At 42.9% G+C, this 20,695-nt stretch carries 7 protein-coding genes; 6 read left to right on the plus strand and 1 reads right to left on the minus strand.

Features of this window, described 5'->3' with window-relative positions:
* Positions 1-67: 67 nt before the first annotated feature.
* Entirely contained in the window at positions 68-4,399 is a 4,332-nt protein-coding gene (locus tag QUA80_RS14100; protein ID WP_333425420.1) for an amino acid adenylation domain-containing protein, read from the minus strand.
* A 373-nt stretch (positions 4,400-4,772) separates the two neighbouring features.
* Here QUA80_RS14100 and QUA80_RS14105 point away from each other — a divergent pair, with 373 nt between their 5' ends.
* The 6 genes from QUA80_RS14105 to QUA80_RS14130 all read left to right on the plus strand — a co-directional run bounded on the left by QUA80_RS14105 (position 4,773) and on the right by QUA80_RS14130 (position 20,694).
* Positions 4,773-4,940, plus strand: a complete 168-nt coding sequence (locus QUA80_RS14105) for a zinc ribbon domain-containing protein (RefSeq protein WP_333425445.1) — start codon at positions 4,773-4,775, stop codon at positions 4,938-4,940.
* Positions 4,941-5,121: 181 nt separating this feature from the next.
* On the plus strand, positions 5,122-6,717 hold the full coding sequence (locus tag QUA80_RS14110; protein ID WP_333425421.1) for an MBL fold metallo-hydrolase: 1,596 nt from the start codon (positions 5,122-5,124) through the stop codon (positions 6,715-6,717).
* Positions 6,718-6,765: 48 nt separating this feature from the next.
* Positions 6,766-11,331 (plus strand): amino acid adenylation domain-containing protein, encoded by a 4,566-nt coding sequence (locus QUA80_RS14115; protein ID WP_333425423.1) that lies wholly within the window; start codon positions 6,766-6,768, stop codon positions 11,329-11,331.
* 14 nt (positions 11,332-11,345) lie between these two features.
* A complete protein-coding gene (locus QUA80_RS14120; protein WP_333425425.1) occupies positions 11,346-14,597 on the plus strand; it encodes an amino acid adenylation domain-containing protein in 3,252 nt (1,083 codons plus the stop codon).
* Between the two features lie 58 nt (positions 14,598-14,655).
* Positions 14,656-15,810 carry a hypothetical protein gene (locus QUA80_RS14125; protein WP_333425427.1) on the plus strand — a complete coding sequence of 385 codons (1,155 nt, stop codon included), beginning with the start codon at positions 14,656-14,658 and terminating at the stop codon, positions 15,808-15,810.
* Between the two features lie 162 nt (positions 15,811-15,972).
* Positions 15,973-20,694: an amino acid adenylation domain-containing protein gene (locus QUA80_RS14130; protein WP_333425429.1), complete on the plus strand. Its 4,722-nt coding sequence runs from the start codon at positions 15,973-15,975 to the stop codon at positions 20,692-20,694.
* The last annotated feature ends 1 nt before the right edge of the window (position 20,695 follow it).

Raw genomic sequence — 20,695 nt, forward strand, 5'->3', positions numbered from 1 at the left:
ATTGAAAATTAAAAAAAGCGAGATAGTCTCAAACATTAACATAGATGTCAATTATACTCCTCACTTCCTATTTTTTCTGAGAACGATGTCTTTGTCTGAGGTCTCGCTGTTGCGACCTGGCTTCTTGAGCGGCGCTGCGAGCCTCACCATAAGCTTTACCTGACTCAGAAGAATTATTGATTTTCCCGCTCAAATGTTTAGCCAAAGCCGCTATGGTTGGATGCTTAAACAACTCTACCATCGAAAGCTTTTGTGACCCAACATCTGCATTTGCTAGCAATTGATTGTAAACCTTCACCACTAATAAGGAATTTCCGCCCAATTCAAAAAAATTGTCGTTGATTCCTACTTTTTCTATCCCAAGCACATCTTGCCAAACCTCAGCAATAATTTTTTCTATTCCGGAATTTGGTTTGACGTAATCCACATCAGATCTTGTACTTAAGTTGGGAGCTGGTAGTGCTTTGCGATCTACCTTTCCATTAGGTGTCAGAGGCAAGCTTGGCACGATCGCGAAAGCGGAAGGCATCATATATTCGGGAAGATGTTTCCGCAAATATTCCCCGATTTTGTTTCCCAGTCCCGCCTCTTGCTTACCGCTGTTAACTCGGGCATTTACTGAACCAGAAAAATCAGCAAATAATCGCTGATAGAAAGGAGTTTGCTTGAACAATTTCTTTGAGTGATAAGACTGATGTTCAAATTCGATCGCTTCCCCGTTTGTTTTTAGCAATCGCCCTTTAATCCCGTAATCTGGATTCAGTTGATTGTCGCAAAGAGTTCTTTGACAAATTGCTTCGATTTTATCGCCTTTTGACACTGAGATTGCAGGCTCAAAAACTGGAAAGTAAATGGGTAGCCAGCAATGTTCGTGTTCCAGAATATCGATTTCCTCTCCCTTGACTGTATGCAGGTTGAGCCAAACGAGAAAACCGTCTAATCTTCCAGACTTGACGATTTCAAACTCTACTTCATGGGCTGCTTCTAAACTTACTGGTTTAGTGAAGTCTAAATCTTCAAATACTTGTATGTCAGACAGCAAATTGGATTTAGGAAACCTTTTAATACAGACTCTCAAATCAAAGGGATATCCTACTTGCCCAAATATCTTATCAGTGTAATGCCCAGAAACATTGGTAAATTTCGGATCGGACAAAATTTCATCGGGAAGTGTCACAGCGGCAATCTTGGTAACACTTCTTTCGGGAATCATTGCCCCATCTGGTTTGAGTAACCTCCGAGAATCATTGATAATTACAGCAGCACCCTCCGAACCGCCAATAGAACCCACAATTTCTGAAACGCAGATGTCTGCCAGTTCTGGTAATACTACCTCAGTGGCATCTCCATGAACAATCGTGATTCGATCGGATAACCCCAGATTGGCAACGCAAGTTTCCGCAAGCTTGGCTGTTTCTGCATCTCGCTCGATCGCATAAATTTTTCTTGCCCCAGCCTCCGCACATAATCTTGCTAAAATCGCATCTTTTCCTGTCCCAACTTCTACAACCACCCGATCTTTGACCGACTGGTTAATAGCTACTTGATAGCTTTGATTGCGACGGTAATCGTTGGTCATGGCGTAATACAACAGTTCATCATAGACGTAGTATTCCGCCACAGAAGGCCAGAGTTCAACAGAGGTTTCATTACCCTCTCGCACCACATCTTGTTTGTCAATTTCTGGAACGACATAAGCTACTAAGCGCTTATCACCCGATTGGTCTTCCCTGTGAACAACCACCGCTTCCCGCACTTGGGGGTGGCGGCTTAACAAAGCTTCAATTTCTCCTGGTTCTATCCGATAACCGCGAATTTTTACCTGATGGTCTATCCTCCCGATAAACTCTATATTCCCATCAGGAAGATAACGAGCCAAGTCTCCAGTTTTGTAGAGGCGATCGCCCAAAACCGAACTAAAAGGGTCGGCAATAAATTTTGAATTTGTTAACTCCTCCCGGTTGAGATAGCCTCTTGCTACCCCTAGTCCGCCGATATGAAGTTCCCCAGGTACTCCTATGGGTACAGGTTGAAGATAGCTGTCAAGGATGTAAACTTTAGCATTAGCAATGGGGCGACCGATCGGCGGCTTCTGGCTGGCATCCTGCACCTGGGCTACCGTAGCGCAAACAGTCGCTTCCGTAGGACCGTAAGCGTTAAACAAACGTCGTCCAGAAGACCATTTCCTGACCACCTCACTCGATACGGCTTCTCCAGCTACAATCAAGACCTCTAAAGATGGCAATTGGTCTGAAGGCAACACCGCCAAAGCAGCAGGTCCGATTGTGGCATGAGTAACCGAATGTTCGCGCAACAACTCTAGCAAATTCTGTCCTACCAACAATGTATCTGATGTGCCTAGAACCAATGCTGCACCAGAAATGAGTGTCGCAAAAATTTCCCATACTGAGGCATCAAAGCTCAAAGAAGCAAACTGGAGAATGCGGCTATCTGATTTAACATGAAAACCTTTGCTCTGAAATAATGCTAAATTGCACAATCCAAGATGAGTATTTAAAACACCTTTAGGTTTACCAGTAGATCCAGAAGTATAAATGACATAAGCCAAATTATTCGCTTTAACTTTATTCACCCCATTCTGTTTGCTATATTTGTCAATTACTTCCCAATCTCTATCCAAACAAATCGACTTAGCCTGATTTTCAGGTAACGAGGCAACTAATTTTTCCTGTGTCAGGATAACCTTCAGCCCAGAATCGTTCAACATATATGCCAAACGTTCTTGAGGATAACTGGGATCTAGAGGCACATAAGCACCACCAGCTTTGATAATTCCTAGCACCCCCACGATCGCATCGAAAGAACGTTCTACACAGACTCCGACCAGGACTTCTGGTCCTACGCCAAGGGTTTCCAAGTAACGCGCCAGTTGATTGGCCCGGTCATTTAACAGAGAATAAGTTAGTTGCTTGTTCCCCTGTTCTACTGCCACATTATCCGGTGTCTGCTGTACCTGTTCTTCAAACAATTCATGGATACATTTATCGAACGGGTAATCACTTTCAGTGTTATTCCATTCCACTAACAACTGATGATATTCTTCCCTATTGAGTAGCGGTAATTCGTTGATATTCTGTTCTGGGTTTTCTAATATTGCCTCTAGCAGCGTCTGAAAGTGTCCCAACCAGCGCTTAATTGTTTCAGATGCAAACAACTGCGTACTATAACTGGCTGCCAATGTTAGCTGCCCATCTGTTTCAGTGATTTTCCAATACAAGTCATAATCCTTAAAATCGCTGGGCTGAGGATATAAAATTGTTTCCAGCCCCCACATCTGCGGCACAACAATTGGCTGATTTAAGCTAAACATTGTTGCGAGCAAAGGCGAGTTTCTCGTGGCATTTTGAGTGTTCAGTTTATCGCTCAATCTGGCAAAGGGATATTTTTTATGTTTTTCGGCTTCTGACCAGACATTTTCAATCTGTTTGAGATAGTCTGAGAATATGATATTGCTCTCCAGAAAACTTCTGATTGGCAATAAATTTCCACAGCAGCCAACCAATTCTTCACTGCCTTCCAAGTACCGTCCCTCTGTCGGCACTCCTACTATAATATCGGTCTGCCTTGACAGTCGATGTAGCAATACAAAATATACTGCCAGCAGAGTTCCAAAAATAGTGCAACTTCTTTCCCTGCTAAATATTTTAAGTTTTTGACTTACCTGCTCATCTAGATTTACAGTTTCAGTGTTTGTATGAAAATCTCTATTACCGGGACGATTCCAGTCTGTCGGTAAATCTAATACCGGAAGTTCGCCAGCCAATTTCTCCAACCAGTAAGCTTGGGAATTTGCCATTTCCAAAGTATGGCTTTGCTCTATTTGCCAATTTATATATTCTTGAAATTGCTTTGGCTCCTGTAATTGACAAGTTTCTCCCTGACACTCCGCTGAATACCGAACTCCTAACTCTTGGAGAATCAAGAGCATTGAGCGAAAATCCAGTCCGATGTGATGGGCGCTCAACACTAACCAATGGAGTTCTTCTTCTAGCTTAAGAACGTGAATACGCCAAAGTGGTCTCTCATTCACTTGAAAAATATTTCGGCTTTCCTTGTCAAACCAATCAGCCGCTTTCAGGTTGCGTTCACTACTATCTAGATTAGAGAAGTCCAATAGGGGTAGCTCTAAATTAAGCACGGGCAAAACCTGTTGTTGCTCTCCCGAAGGCAAAATCCTGGTCCGTAAAGCTTCGTGGCGATCTGCGACTTTATGTATTGCCCTCTGCATCGCTGACAAGCTCAGTGAACCGCGCATTTGCACGCTGATTGATTGGTTGTAGGCAATTGAATTCTCGTTCTCTAGTTGGGCTAAAATCCAGTGTTGTTTTTGGGCATCAGTCAAAGGCAGCAAGATATCTTCTTTAGCGGACTTAGGCATAAAACTACGATCTTGAGTGGTGATCTTTATTGGACTTTGGACAATTTGCCCGAAGTCCGGTTGAGTAGCAATATTTATTTCCCGTCTTCGGAGTGCTTCAGACCCCAGAAGAACTATAACGGACGATCGCCCAGTTTCAGCAATTTTGCCAAAAGTTATATCATTGTTTCGAGCACCGTCAGGATACGGCGATCGACCTGCTGGATGCCTGACGGGGTGACAAGTATGCCTGAAACCCTTACACAGTCTGTTTTGTACGATATTTTCTTTGGCAGGTCGGGTAGAGCGCAGTATCTATTCTCCCTGCTCAAACCAAAGATACGATTCAAATCGCGCCGAATTGCTACAGCCCCAGGTTCCGCCCTTGAACTTCGTGGCGAGGGATCTTGAATACAACTGTGACTGGTACGATCGCACGTTGGTCAAGATTGACCGATGGTTTCCGAGTTCTAAGGAATGCGGCAAGTGTGGTAACATCTTTGAAAAATTGCCGTTGAACTTTCGTAAGGATGTCAAGCCTAGTATTATCAGATTAACCTGATGGTGGAGAGCTAAGTAATTAAGTTTATTTAACTTTAACCAATTCAGGAACTTGGCCAACACAATTTGTCGCGTTTGGCAAAAAGCGTTACCAGCACTTCCTTTGCAGCCACCAATTAAATAAATTCCACTTCTCAACTCGGAAACTTCGTTCTTAAGTTATAAAGCCAAAAAGTGAGAAAATGAGTAACAAAACAGTCTATTTAAAAGAAAATGTACAACCAGAGCCATTATTTAATCAATGGTATGCTTGGCCTTACTTGATCTCGCCAACCACTGCTGCCATGTACATGGTTAATTCCCATTTAAAGATCATGGAGTCATTTGTAGCAACTCCCCATTTTCATGTTTCAGCTTTGAAAAATCCCAAAATGAAAGGAGGGCCTTTCATTAACTACGACGAAAGTAGAGTCGAAGAAATTAAACATCTGATGCAAAAAACTCAAGAAGATGGAAAGGAACTAATACAGTTAGCAGAAGCAATTAAAAACCTTAATTTATTGTTAATGGATGAAGCTAAAGGTTATTCGATCGAGCCTCTTTATCAAGATGTACCCGATGTCTTAAAAGGTTACGTAGAACTTGCTTACGATATTAACAATCAACCGTCAGTTCGCTTTATAGAAGGATTGTTATATAGAAGCAAGTTTTACAAAGAAGAATTGCAAAGTGTGTCCCTGTGTTTAGTTGACAAAGACGAGCGTCCCTTTATTTTCAGTACCCCCAGGCTTGAATCTGAAAATAGTTTTCGGATCGATACTTGTTTCAAGTCTGACGGTCTAGATGAGTTGTTTAAAATGAAACAAACTTCCCAACCATTAGGTTTTATTGAGGAAGTGTTAGATATTAAAAACGGCGATCGAACTTTGTTTGAATCGTTTTTTACCGAGTCAGTTCCATTACCAATAAGCAAATATACAGAAGAACACGTAAGGGTTCGTTATTTTGGTCACGCTTGTATTTTGATTGAATCAAGAGATGCAAGCATTTTGTGCGATCCTCTAATTAGCTATCAATATGATGGTGAAATTTCCCGTTACACCTATGCCGATCTACCCGATAGTATAGATTATATACTAATTACTCACGCTCACCACGATCACTTTATGCTGGAAGCTTTGTTGCAACTGCGTCACAAAACTAAAACAGTGATTGTACCTAAGAATAATGGGGGCGAGTTAACAGATCCATCACTGAAATTACTGTTGCAAAATATTGGTTTTAAACAAGTAATTGAGATTGACGAAATAGAAACAATAGAGGTACCAGGTGGAAAAATTACAGGTTTACCTTTTTTGGGAGAACACGCAGATTTAAAAATTAGATCTAAAATAGCATATTTGGTAAACTTGCAAGATAACGCGATCGTAGTGGGAGCAGACTCAAGTAATTGCGAATTCAAGATTTACGATAATATTCGAGAAGCTGTGGGAAAAATAGATATAATTTTTCTGGGGGTTCAATGTGATGGAGCGCCCCTTAGTTGGGCTTATGGACCTTTATTAATTAAACCGTTACCGCGAAAAATGGATCGATCCCGCCTATCGAGTGGTAGCGATTGCGAAAAAGCCATCGCTTTAATTGACAGTTTACAACCGAAAGAAGTTTATGTGTATGCAATGGGATATGAACCTTGGTTGAGTTATCTGATGTCTTTTGAAAATCCTGAAGAAACTCGGGCTTTCGCTGAAGCAAACAAATTAATCTCTGATTGTCAAAATCGCGGGATTAAATCTGAATTATTGTTCGGTCAAAAAGAATTATTGTTGAACAAGTAAAATTTGTCATAATAGCTGGTAAATTAGAATTTTAAAAGGCCGAATGCAATGGAACTAAAAAATGTTGAAGATATCTATACGTTATCCCCCATACAAGAAACAGTATTGGCGGATAATATGCAAGGTTGCGGTCAATTAATTTGTGAGGTGCAGGGAGAACTAAATGTTGAGAAATTGGAACAAGCTTGGCAACTGACGGTAAATCGGCATTCTGTGTTGCGGACTTTGTTTGTTTGGAAAAACTTGTCACGTCCTCGGCAAGTTGTGATTAAAGAATTGAAAGCTGTAATTTTCAAACAAGATTGGAGCAGTTTATCGCTGTCAGAAACGGTTCGGAAGCTAGATAACTTTATAGAAAGCGAAAAACAGCATGGTTTCCAGTTTGATTCTACGATACCTCTTGCTAGACTATCGCTTTGTCGGATGTCAAAACAGGTATATCAACTTGTTCTGACATATCACCAATTAATTTTAGATAAACATAGTTGTTATCTGCTTTTAAACGAGGTATTTGCTAATTATCAAGGTTGTTATGAAAATCATCAATTAACAGACAGTGCGCCTTTCAAGGATTATATTACTTGGCTCAAGAAACAGGATAATTCAAAGGCTGAAGTTTTTTGGTGTCAGCGGTTAAAGGGGGTTTCTGAACCTGCGCCATTGGTGATAGAACAATATTCGGGGGGTGCATCTGGGACGAGTTGCGATCGCCAGCACCTCAAAATCTCCGCAATTGCAGTATCGTCGTGGCTAGAAAAGACTGAATATCAGTTCAGCTTAAACCTTCTCCTGCAAGGTGCTTATGCTCTATTATTAAGTCGGTACAGTGGGGAAGAAGAGGTAGTATTTGGCATCCAGGTAGCTGGTCGGAAAGAAGCGCTACCTGGCTCGGAATCGATAGTAGGCGCTTTTCAAAACAGGCTGCCAATACGAGTGCGCGTTTCTCCCGATGTATCTGTAAAATCTTGGCTGCAAGAATTACAAGCACAGCAAGTTAACTTACACCAATACGAAGATAATTCGATTCAACAAATTGCGGCTTGGAGTAATATAGAATTACCCATATTCTCCAGCTATATAGATTTTGAGGATACTCAGAAACAAGCTGTGACGCTAACGCAGTATGGGAGCATCAGTGTTAGCAACGTAAAAAGTTGGTCAGAAACAAATAGCCCGATCGCCATCACAGCGCGATGGAATCAAGAGCAAGGATTAAACCTAGAAATTACATACGATCGCGCCCGTTTTGAGTCAGGGGCGATCGGACGCATCTCGGGACATCTACAAACTTTAATTGCCAGCATGGTAACAGAACCAGAAAAATGTCTGGCGCAGTTGCCATTGTTAACAGAACAGGAACAGCAACAACTAGCAGAATGGAACAATAGAACAATTGATTATCCTCAAGATAAGTGCATTCATCAACTAATAGAAGCGCAAGTACAGGAGACTCCCGATGGAGTGGCGGTAGTTTTTGAAGACCGGCAGCTTACCTATCAAGAGTTAAATCAACGTGCCAACCAACTAGCCCACTACTTGCAAGCAATGGGCGTAGGGCCGGATGTCCTAGTGGGGATTTGTGTAGAACGTTCCTTGGAAATGGTAGTAGGAATACTGGGCGTCTTAAAAGCAGGCGGTGCTTACATACCAATAGATCCCAGCTATCCCCTCGATCGCGTATCCTTGATTTTGTCAGATGCACAGCCCCCCGTATTGTTAACCCAAGAGCATTTAGAAGCAGAACTACCCGCCCATTGGGGACAGCTAATTTGTCTGGATTCAGAGTGGGAAGAAATAGCTGATAGTCCCGAAGACAGTCCTAACAGTAACGTTACCGCCGAAAATTTAGTTTATGCGATTTATACATCAGGCTCGACCGGAAAGCCAAAAGGAGTTTTAGTAACCCATCAAAATTTAGTACATTCGACGAGTAACCGTTGGCATTACTATCAAGAACGACCGCAATCTTTCCTGTTACTATCTTCTTTTGCCTTCGATAGTTCCGTAGCAGGCATCTTTTGGACATTATGCCAGGGCGGTACGCTTGTACTTCCACCACAACAGTTTCAGCCTGAACCGCTACAGCTAGCAAGATTAATTGCCAAACATCAGGTTTCCTATTTGTTGAGCATTCCTTCTCTCTATGCTGTCATTCTGGAGCAAGCTCCGCCACAGCAATTAGAAACACTGCGAACAGCGATCGTGGCGGGAGAAACTTGTCCGGGGAAGGTAATCGAGCAACACCGCCAAACTCTACCCCATTGCGATCTATTTAATGAATACGGTCCTTCCGAAGGGACTGTTTGGAGCAGTGTTTATAACTGTCAAGATTGGCAACAGGAAGAATCAGTGCCCATCGGTTGCCCGATCGCCAACACTCAAATCTATATTCTCGATCGACATCTCCAACCAGTTCCCACCGGAATTAAAGGCGAAATGTATATCGGTGGTGCTGGGATCGCACGGGGCTATCTGAACCGCCCGGAGTTAACCGAATCAAAATTCATCGGCAACCCTTTTAGCGATCGACCCCATGCCCGCCTCTATAAAACTGGAGACTTAGCTCGCTACCGAGATGATGGTAACATCGAGTTCCTCGGTCGGATAGACGAGCAAGTAAAGATTCGCGGCTTCCGCATCGAACTCGGAGAAATCGAAGCTATTTTGGCACAACATCAGGGCGTAGGAGAGACGGCAGTTATTGCCCGAGAAGACGAAGATGGCGAACGCAAGCGGCTGGTAGCCTATATTGTTCCCAAGGACTCATCCGATGTGCCTGCTGCTAGCGAACTGCGGGATTTTGTCAAGAGAAAACTGCCAGAATATATGGTGCCTGCAACGTTTGTGAGCCTGGAAGTCATGCCGCTCACGCCTAATGGCAAAATCGACCGCCGCGCTCTCCCAGCACCACAGGATGTAGCATCTAGATCGGATGCGGATTTGGCAGCACCCCGCACGCCCGAAGAACAACGCCTCGCAGCTATTTGGAGCGAACTGTTAAGGCTAAAACAAGTCAGTATTCACGACAATTTCTTTGAATTGGGTGGAGACTCGATTGTCAGTATTCAGATGATTGCTAGAGCAAATCAGGCTGGTTTAATACTCAATCCCAAACAACTGTTCGAGCATCAGACAATCGCCAAATTAGCAGCAGTAGCAGGTACTGCTATTTCGACTGTTGCCGAACAGGGAATAATTACCGGGGTGATGCCTTTAACCCCTATTCAGCATTGGTTCTGGGAACAAAACTTACCCGAACCGCACCACTTCAATCAATCAATACTATTAGAGGTATCGTCAAAGCTGAAACCTGAGTTACTCAAGCAAGCAGTTCAGCAATTGCTAGTACATCACGATGCTTTGCGCCTGCGATCTAACGGGTTGCCAGGACAACAAGCGATCGCCCCTGTTGACGACATATCATTTGAAGTCATAAACTTGTCCGATCTTCCGATTTCACACCAGCCAGGGGCGATCGCCCAAGCTGCAACTGAAATTCAGGCAAGCTTGAATTTGGCAAATGGACCGATAATACGGGTGGTTTTATTTAAGCTGGGCGAAGACAGACCCGATCGCTTATTCTTAGTTATCCATCACCTAGCCGTGGATGGGATCTCGTGGCGCATTTTGCTCGAGGATCTCAAAAGCGCTTACCAACAATGCGATCGGGGAGAAACGATTCAATTGCCCCCAAAAACCACTTCTTTCCAAGATTGGGGCGATCGGCTCATTGAATATGCTCAATCTCCAACAGTCTTAAAAGAACTGGATTATTGGAAACAACAGTACACCTCGGACGTGACTGGTATGCCAGTAGATTTTCCAGAAGGTAAAGAAAATAACACTGTTGCTTCCAGTCAAACAGTGTCAGTATCTCTGAGCGCAGAACAAACCCGTGTTTTGTTGCAAGAAGTTCCATCTGCTTACAATACTCAAATCAACGACGTGCTGCTAACAGCATTAGCCCAAAGTTGGGCCAAATGGACTGGTGCTAGCGGACTGCTTGTAGAACTAGAAGGTCACGGACGCGAACAACTATGCGAAGATATAGATTTGTCGCGGACAGTTGGTTGGTTTACAAGTCGATTTCCCGTGATGTTGCACTTGGAGGAAAGTATTGACCAGCCTGGAGAAGCACTCAAAATAATCAAGGAACAACTGCGGAATGTTCCTACCAAAGGCATTGGTTACGGAATACTCCGCTATCTCAGTCCCGATCCGAGTATTCGAGAACTACTGAAAAAACAGATTCAACCAGAGGTAAGTTTTAACTATCTAGGTCAATTTGATTCTCTGCGATCGGAATCTATTTTCTTAGGATTTGCCCGAGAAAATACAGGCTTTATTCAAAGCCCATCTGGAAAGCGCAGATATCTATTAGATCTCAACGGTTTGGTAGTTGAGGGTAAATTCCAATTAGATTGGACTTACAGCGAAAATATCCATAAAAAAACTACGGTTGAACATCTGGCGAATGATTTTATAAAAGCATTGAACTCTTTAATAGAGCATTGCGTTGCGCCAGATACGGGCAGTTATACACCTTCGGATTTTCCTGATGTAGCATTAAGCCAGTCAGAACTAGATGATTTGGTTTCAGAAATTAATTGGTAATCGAGATCGAGAAGATGAACAAACAAAACAAAAATATTGAAGCAATATACCCGCTTTCCTCAACACAGGAAGGAATCCTATTTCATACGCTTTACGCGCCCGAATCAGGAATTTACTTTCAGCAATTAAACTTTACCTTGCAGGGGAATCTTAATGTACCAGCGTTCCAGCAGGCTTGGCAAAGAGTAGTTGAACGACATCAAGCTTTGCGGACTTTATTTTTGTGGGAAGGTCGCGAAAAGCCGCTGCAAGTCGTGTTAAAGTCCGTAAATCTGCCTTGGGAAAACTTAGACTGGCAACACCTGTCTTCTGGGGAACAGCAAGAGCGTTTGCAAGCTTTCAAGCAATCTGAATTAGAGCAGCAAATTCCCCTGAATCAAGCACCACTCATGCGCTGGAAGTTGGTTCAGTTGCAAGCGGATACCTGCGAATTAATATGGAGCCATCATCATCTGGTGACAGATGGTTGGAGTATGTCGATTATTCTCCAAGAGGTATTGGCTTTTTATCAGGCGATGCCTCCGGCAAGAACTCCGTTCTACGACAAAAACGAAAATATATCTTTGCCTCCCGTTCGTCCCTACCGCGATTATATTGCTTGGTTGAATAAATATGACATTGAACAAGCAAAAACATTCTGGAAAAAAACCCTTGATGGGTTTACAAATCCTACTCCTTTAATAGTCGATCGTCGCCAGAAAAACCGAATTTATTTAGAAAAGTCGGCATACGAACAAAAGTATTTATCAGCAAAGACTACAACAGCATTACAGTCACTGGCAAAACAAAATTCTTTCACCTTAAATACAATTATACAGGCAGCATGGGCACTACTGTTAAGTCGCTATAGTGGGGAATCGGATATCGTATTTGGGGTAACAGTTTCGGGCCGTCCTCCTACTTTGTCCGGAGTGGAATCTATGGTAGGACTGTTCATTAATACAGTACCGATTAGAATTCAAGTACCAAAAGATATAGAAGTATTACCTTGGCTCAAACAGTTGTTCTCGCAACAAATGGAGCGGGATTTGTATTCCTACAGCCCTCTTGTAGAAATTCAGGCTAACAGTCAAGTTTCTGATGGAATGCCTTTGTTTGAGAGCCTGTTGGTATTTGAGAACTATCCGTTAGACGAATCATCTAAGCATCAATTTGGCAGCTTAGAGATTGCTAATATAACAGGAGTTGAACAAACTAATTATCCTCTGAGTGCGATCGCCATTCCAGGACCAGAATTATTAATACGAATCAGCTACGACGCAGAACGCTTTGATGCTGCTGCTATTAGCAGAATGCTGGGACATTTGCAAACATTGCTAGAGGCGATGGCTGCTAACCCTAGAGAGCGATTGTTCGAGATTTCGCTGCTAACGAAAGCAGAAAAGAATCAACTTTTAGGAGAATGGAACGACACTAAAACTCACTATCCTTACAATTGCTGTATTGGAACATTATTTGAAGAACAAGCAGACAAAAATCCCGAAGCGATCGCCGCTATCTACGAAGATAGGCATCTAACTTACCAACAGCTTAACAGCCGTGCAAACCAATTAGCACGTCACCTGCAAAGCATCGGAGTTGGGACTGAAGTTTTAGTTGGAGTGTGTATCGAACGTTCCCTCGACATGATTGTTGCGATGTTAGGCATTCTCAAGGCTGGTGGTGCTTATGTACCCCTCGACCCCGCTTATCCCCAAGAGCGCCTAGCCTATATGTTAGAAGATGCGGGGATATCTGTCTTGGTGACTCAATCTCAATTAACAGCTAACTTGCCCGAACATCGAGCCAAAGTAGTCTGTTTAGATACAGATTCGATTATTTGCAATTATAGCAGTGACAACCCAAAAACTGAAGTAACACCTACCAACTTAGCCTATGTAATGTACACATCCGGTTCTACAGGGAAACCCAAAGGTGTTGCTGTACCTCACCAGGCGATCGTTCGCTTAGTAAAAGAAACAAATTATGTGCAAATAACACCAGATGAATGTATTGCACAAGCTTCAAACGCGAACTTTGACGCAGCAACTTTCGAGATTTGGGGTGCATTACTTAACGGTTCTAAGCTCGTAGGAATAACCAAGGAAGTCATGCTTTCCCCAGAGGAGCTTCATCAGCAGTTAAACAAAGATAAAATTACCATTTTGTTTGTCACTACTGCTCTTTTTAATCACTTAGTCAGCATTCGTGTCGATATATTTCAATCCCTGCGAACTCTATTGATGGGAGGAGAAGCTGTCAACCCATCGTGGGTAGAAGCGGTACTAAAAAATAAACCTCCTGAAAGATTGTTGCATGTCTACGGTCCCACAGAAAGCACTACATTCGCAACCTGGTATTTAATACAAGAAGTGACTGCAGGAGCGACAAACATCCCTATAGGTCGTCCGCTATCCAATACCACCCTTTACGTTTTAGACACTCACCAGCAACCTGTCCCGATAGGAATTCCGGGAGAATTGTATATCGGCGGAGACGGTTTAGCACGGGGTTACTTAAATCGTCCGGAATTAACCGCTCAAAAGTTTGTAGCAAACCCGTTTAGCATGCACCAAAGTCGCCTTTACAAAACGGGAGACTTGGTTCGTTACCTTCAAGACGGAAACATCGAGTTTCTAGGTAGAATAGACAATCAAGTAAAAATACGCGGTTTTCGCATTGAACTTGGAGAAATTGAGTCTGTACTATCTGGACATCCCGCCGTGCAAAAATCGGTTGTTGTCGTGATAGAAGATGACTTGAAACACAAGCAGTTAGTTGCTTACATTGTTCCAATAGAGTTAAAAACAGATAGTTTGCCAAATAAATTAATCGATGAATTGCAGTTTTATCTAAAGCAAAAACTGCCTAATTTTATGATACCCAGCTTTTTTGTCATGCTGGACGCTCTACCCCTGACTCCTAATGGGAAAGTAGATCGAGATATCCTTCCTCTACCCGACCCCAAGTCGCGATCTGAAATTACTTATATTGAACCAAAAACTGATACTGAAAAAAAGATTGCAGAGGTATGGCAAAAATTGCTGTCAGTTGAAAAAGTGGGACTTGATGATAATTTCTTTAATTTAGGAGGACATTCTCTGCTGGCAACCCAAATGATTTATCGACTGCGAGCCGCTTTTGAAATAGACTTATCTTTGCGTAGTGTTTTTGATAACCCTACAGTCGCAGCATTGGCAAGTTTTGTTACAGAACGGCAGCTAGCAGAAGCGGAAGCCGATGCGTTGGAAAAGATTTTGGCCGAAGTTGAGCAACTCTCTATCTGAAGCCGATTTTTGCTTAATTTTGATGTCCGTGTCTGCACTCACTTCTTTGAGCTACATTATGAAAAACCCTGGCAAAATCATTATTATCAATATAGCTGTCACCTTGCTTTTTATCGTATTTTTGAATTTTTTAAGCGAGGGTGTGCTGCTTATTTATGGACTAGCAGAACAGCAAAGGATAATGATTGACGAACGGGCTAATTTACCTAATTATGCGGATGATAGAGAGACAGCTAAACTTCATTTTCAGGAATTTAATCAGTTATCAACTCAATTTGAACCATTTATTGGGTGGTCGAGAAAACCGTTTCACGGTGAGACTATTAATATAAATGCTAAAGGCGATCGCATTCATAAAAATGAAACTACAAGTGAAGCAATCTCTCCAGATGTAACGTCAATAGATTTTTTTGGAGGGTCAACAATGTGGGGAACCGGAGTAGTCGATACAGAGACAATCCCCGCCTTGTTTAATAAGATATCTAAAATTCCTACTTTTAATAGAGCCGAGAGTAACTTTACCTCTCGCCAGTCTTTGGAGAGATTAATTAATCTTTTAACAGTCGAGGCTGAAACCATAAATTCAGTAGTCTTTTATGATGGTGTTAACGATATCCTGAATTTATGTAGAAGTGAAAATCAAGTAGGAGAACACGGATATACAGATTATATAAGGAAACTGCTGGAAAGTAATGGGAATAAATCTCCAGAAAATGATTTTTGGAAATATATAGATTTTACATTTTTGCGGGGAACAAGAAGTTTAATAAAATTAGTAAGGGAAGAAATAATAAATCATTCTGTGAAAACGGATGATTACTGGGATCGGACAATGAATTGCGATAATCAGCCTCAAAAAGCACAACAAATAGCATCAGCACTAATCAAAAATTGGGAAATAGCCCATGTCATTGCTCAGGCGCAAGGAATTAAATTTTTAGGAATTCTTCAACCAGTTGCTTTTATGGAAAATCCCAAACTCGCTCAGGATTTACATTTAAATGTAGGGTGGAATAATGAATTGAGGAAGCAATACAAAACAGTGTATCCGCTTATACAATCTATGATGCGAGAACGCGGTTATGACTTTTTACTAGACTACACAGATTTATTAAATCGAGATCGAGATATTTATATAGATTTTTGTCATTTATCTAAAAATGGTAACATGATTATTGCCGAGCAACTTTATAGAGATTTTATGCGTAAATAGAACTATAGCCTTTCTCAAGCGTGGTGAGGTATGATTGATAGATTATATAACCACAATAATTAAGAGGGCTAAAGCCCAACTACGTACCTCATCTTTCTGAGAGCCGCTATAGAAGGACTAAGAATTAACCATCAGCAAATAATTAATAACAATTTAGCAATTATGAGTGACCTACAAAAACGTTTAGAAAAACTTTCTCCTGCCCAACGCGAACTTGTACTAAAAAAGCTGCAAGCCGAAAAACAAAACTCGAAAACAAAGGATAAATCAAAAGCCCCAACCATCGCCCCAGTATCTAGAGAACAACCAATTCCGTTATCCTGGAATCAACAAAGACTGTGGTTTTTAGAGCAACTCGAAGGCAGCAGTTCCACTTACAATATACCCGCAGTAGTAGAGATCGGTGGAAACCTCAGCCTCAAAGCCTTAGAGCAAGCGATCCAAGAAATTGTGCGGCGTCATGAAGTCCTGCGTACCAGTTTCTCTCAATTTAATGGTGTCCCAGTACAGAACATCGCCCCTGAACTGACTTTAACTCTACCAGTTATAGACTTGCAAGGTTTGTCCGAGCAGAAACAGTCTGAGGAAGTCAAGCGGTTAGCAACCAAGGAAGCACAAAAGCCTTTCGAGTTATCAAAAAGTCCCTTACTTCGAGTAACTATATTACGACAGTCGAAAGAGTCTTATGTGCTACTGGTGACCGTGCACCATATCATCTCTGATGGTTGGTCGATGGGGATATTTATCAGCGAATTGTCAGCTTTGTATCGCTCCTTTTTATTAGAAGTACCTTCCTCTTTACCAAAATTGCCCTTCCAGTATGCTGACTTTGCAGTATGGCAGCGGCAATGGTTGAGTGGAGAAGTTTTAGAAACCCAACTTAATTACTGGAAAGAAACATTATTAGGCGCTCCGGCACTATTAGAATTACCTACAGACCGCTCTCGTCCACCAATTCAGAGCTATCGCGGTAGCAGCCAGAAATTTCAACTATCTTCAGAATTAACTAAAAAACTCCAAACTCTGGCTCAAGAGTCTGGGGCTACCCTATTTATGACTTTATTCAGTGCGTTGGCGACTTTACTTTATCGCTACACGGCTCAAGAAGACATCTGTATAGGCACCCCTCTCGCCAACCGTCACCGCGAAGAAACTGAATCGATAATCGGCTTTTTTGTCAACACCTTGGTATTGCGTACTAACTTAAAAGGTAATCCTAGTTTTTCAGAATTGCTCGATCGAGTCCGACAGATGGCTTTGGACGCCTACGATCGCCAGGACGTGCCCTTCGAGCAAGTAGTAGAAGCTTTACAACCGGAACGTTCTCTCTCGTACAGCCCTCTATTCCAGGTCATGTTTGCATTGCAGAACGCACCTATGGGAGAACTGGAACTGCCCGGCCTTACTCTCAAGCCCTTGTCAGTAGACAGCGTGACAGCCAAATTCGACTTGACAATATCGATATGGGAAATAGAAGAAGGACTCGAAGGCGCCTGGGAATATAACAGTGACTTGTTTGACCGAGAGACGATAGCGAACTCGATCGGGCATTTCCAAACATTGCTGGCAGGAATTGTTGCTAACCCCGATCGCCCTATAGGAGAATTACCTCTGCTGACAGATGCGGAAACTCAGCAGCTATTATTTTGGAACAATACCAAAACTGACTACCCTGCCGACAAATCTATAGTCGAGTTATTTGAACGGCAAGTCACAAAAACCCCCGATGCCATAGCAGTAAGCTACGAACAAGAACAACTCACTTACCGTCAGTTAAACTCCCGTGCCAACCAACTAGGACATTATCTGCAAACTAAGGGTGTTGGGAAAGAAGTGCTAGTGGGACTCTGCGTCGATCGTTCCGTAGGGGCGATCGTTGCCATGTTAGGCATTCTCAAAGCAGGCGGCGCTTACGTTCCTCTCGAACCAGACTATCCTCAAGAACGCTTGGCATATATGTTAGAAGATTCCCAAGTGCCAGTGTTAATTACTCAGTCTGCATTGACAGCCAACTTGCCCGAACATCCGGCGCAAATAGTCTACTTGGACACCGACTGGCAAGCTATCAGCAAAGAAAGCAGCGACAACCTCAATGTGGAGATCAAACCCACTTCCTTGGCTTACGTTATTTACACCTCCGGTTCTACAGGCAAACCTAAAGGTGTAGCAGCGATCCAGCAAGCCGTAATTCGTCTGGTGTTTGAGACTAACTACGTGCAGATACAATCAGATGACTGCATAGCACAAGCTTCCAATATATCATTCGATGCCGCCACCTTTGAAATTTGGGGAGCCTTGCTGCACGGGGCCAAGCTAGTAGGCATTACTAAAGAAGTCATGCTTTCACCCGAACAATTAGCACAACAGCTACAGGCGCAAAAAATTACTATTTTGTTTGTCACGACTGCCCTGTTTAATCAGTTGGTCAGTGTTGTGCCAGATATATTCAAGCATCTGCGGACTTTGTTGTTCGGAGGTGAAGCAGTTGACCCCTCTTGGGTAGCAGAGGTACTGAAAAAAGGAGCGCCACAGCGACTGCTACACGTGTACGGACCAACTGAAAGTACGACTTTTTCCACCTGGTATTTAGTAGAGTCAGTACCAGAAGCAGCAACTAACCTACCCATCGGCAGTCCTATATCTAATACAACTATTTACGTTCTCGATCGCCATCTTCAACCTGTCCCCACAGGAGTCCCAGGAGAATTGTATATTGGCGGAGACGGTTTGGCTCGCGGTTACTTGAACCGTCCAGAATTAACAGCAGAAAAATTCATTGCTGACCCTTTTGCTAGTAATGCGCGTCTCTATAAAACAGGAGACTTGGTGCGTTACTTACCAGACGGTAATATCGAATTTAAGGGTCGGATCGACAATCAAGTCAAAGTTCGCGGTTTCCGCATTGAACTCGGAGAAATAGAAGCGATTCTGAGCAAGCACCCGCAAGTGCGAGAAGCGGTAGTCACAGTCCGCGAAGACCAACCGGGTAACAAGCGTTTAACAGCTTATGTACTCCCTTACTTAGAAAAACCAACTAGCAGTGCATTGCGCGGCTTCCTGAAGGAAAGGCTACCTGAATATATGGTGCCTGTAGCTTTTGTCATTATGGAAGCATTCCCTTTAACCCCCAATGGCAAAGTAGACCGTCGCGCCCTGCCAGCACCAGACACAGAAGGCGATCGCGACTCTGGTTATGTCGCCCCCAGAACGCCCGCAGAAGAAACCTTAGCGGCTATCTGGAGCGAGATTTTGAGGGTTAAAAAAGTCGGCGTTCGCGACAACTTCTTTGCCTTGGGTGGAGATTCTATCATTAGTATTCAAATTATCGCCAGAGCTAATCAAGCAGGTTTGCATCTGACAGCAAAACAGTTATTTCAGTATCAGACAATCGCCGAATTGGCAGCAGTGGCCCGCACTACTACCTCTATTCAAGCTACACAAGATTGGGTGACGGGTTCCGCACCCTTGACTCCTATTCAACATTGGTTTTTCGAGCAAAATTTACCCGCACCTCATCACTTCAATCAATCTGTACTGCTGTCAGTGCCGGCCGACTTGCAGCCAAAGCTTTTAGAACGAGCAGTACAAAAAATATTAATCCATCACGATGCTCTACGCTTGCGATTTAGACGTTCAGAGGCGGGTTGGCAGCAAGATCGCGCTACCCCAGATGACCAAATACCTTTCCAAGTCGCGGATCTCTCAGAGATTCCCATCGCGGAACAGCCAGGACATATAGGGGCGATCGCTAACGAAACACAAGCTAGTTTGAATTTGTCAGAAGGACCGATAATGCGAGTGGTGCTGTTTGTGTTGGGGAGCGATCGTCCTGGTCGAATGCTAATTGTCATCCATCACTTAGTAGTTGATGGCGTCTCTTGGCGGATTCTGCTAGAAGACTTATCAACAGCTTACCAAAAGAGTGAGCAAAATGAAATCTTTCAACCAAAAACCACCTCTTTCAAAGATTGGGCTTCTCGACTGACGGAATACGCTCAATCTGAAACGCTTTTAAAAGAGTTAAACTACTGGCTTGCCCAGTCTCCCTCGAAAATTTCCTCTATCCCGGTGGACTACCCAGAAGGCAAGAATGCCAACATATTTGCATCCAGTCGCACAGTGTCAGTCTCCTTAACAGCAGAACAAACTCGTACTTTATTACAAGAAGTCCCCAAGGCTTATAATACGCAAATTAATGACGTGCTGCTGACTGCATTAGTACAAAGCTTTGCTAAATTTACTAGCAGTAAATCATTATTAGTTGACTTAGAAGGTCACGGTAGGGAAGAATTATTTGAAGGTGTAGATTTATCGCGGACTGTCGGTTGGTTTACAACTTGTTTTCCGCTCCACTTGCAACTGGAATCAGTTGATAATCTCGCAGAAAACCTTAAATCGATGAAAGAGCAGTTGCGGAACATACCTTCTAAAGGGATTGGTTATGGTATCTTGCGCTATTTAAGCAATGATGCTGCCACCCGCGAGAAACTGGAAGCTCAAACCCAACCTCAAATTAGTTTTAATTATTTAGGACAATTTAGCGCTCCTACCGCGTTACAATCAGAATCAATGAAATGGGGGCTGGCCCAAGAATCCTCGGGCATCAATCACAGTCCCTTAGGGACTCGCGCTCATCTGCTAGATGTTAATGGATTAGTAGTTGAGAATCAGCTACAAATGGATTTCATTTACAGCGAAAACGTTCATCAACGAACAACTATTGAACATCTAGCTTACGCCTTCATTGAGGCTTTGAAATCGCTCATTGACCACTGCACATTACCAGAGGTAAAAGGCTACACTCCTTCAGACTTCTCTGCGGCTAAACTAAATCAACAACAGTTAGACAGTTTTCTTGCCAAAATCAAAAAGAATAAGTCTTAGT

The organism is Microcoleus sp. F4-D5, from assembly GCF_036704885.1.
GTDB lineage: Bacteria > Cyanobacteriota > Cyanobacteriia > Cyanobacteriales > Microcoleaceae > Microcoleus.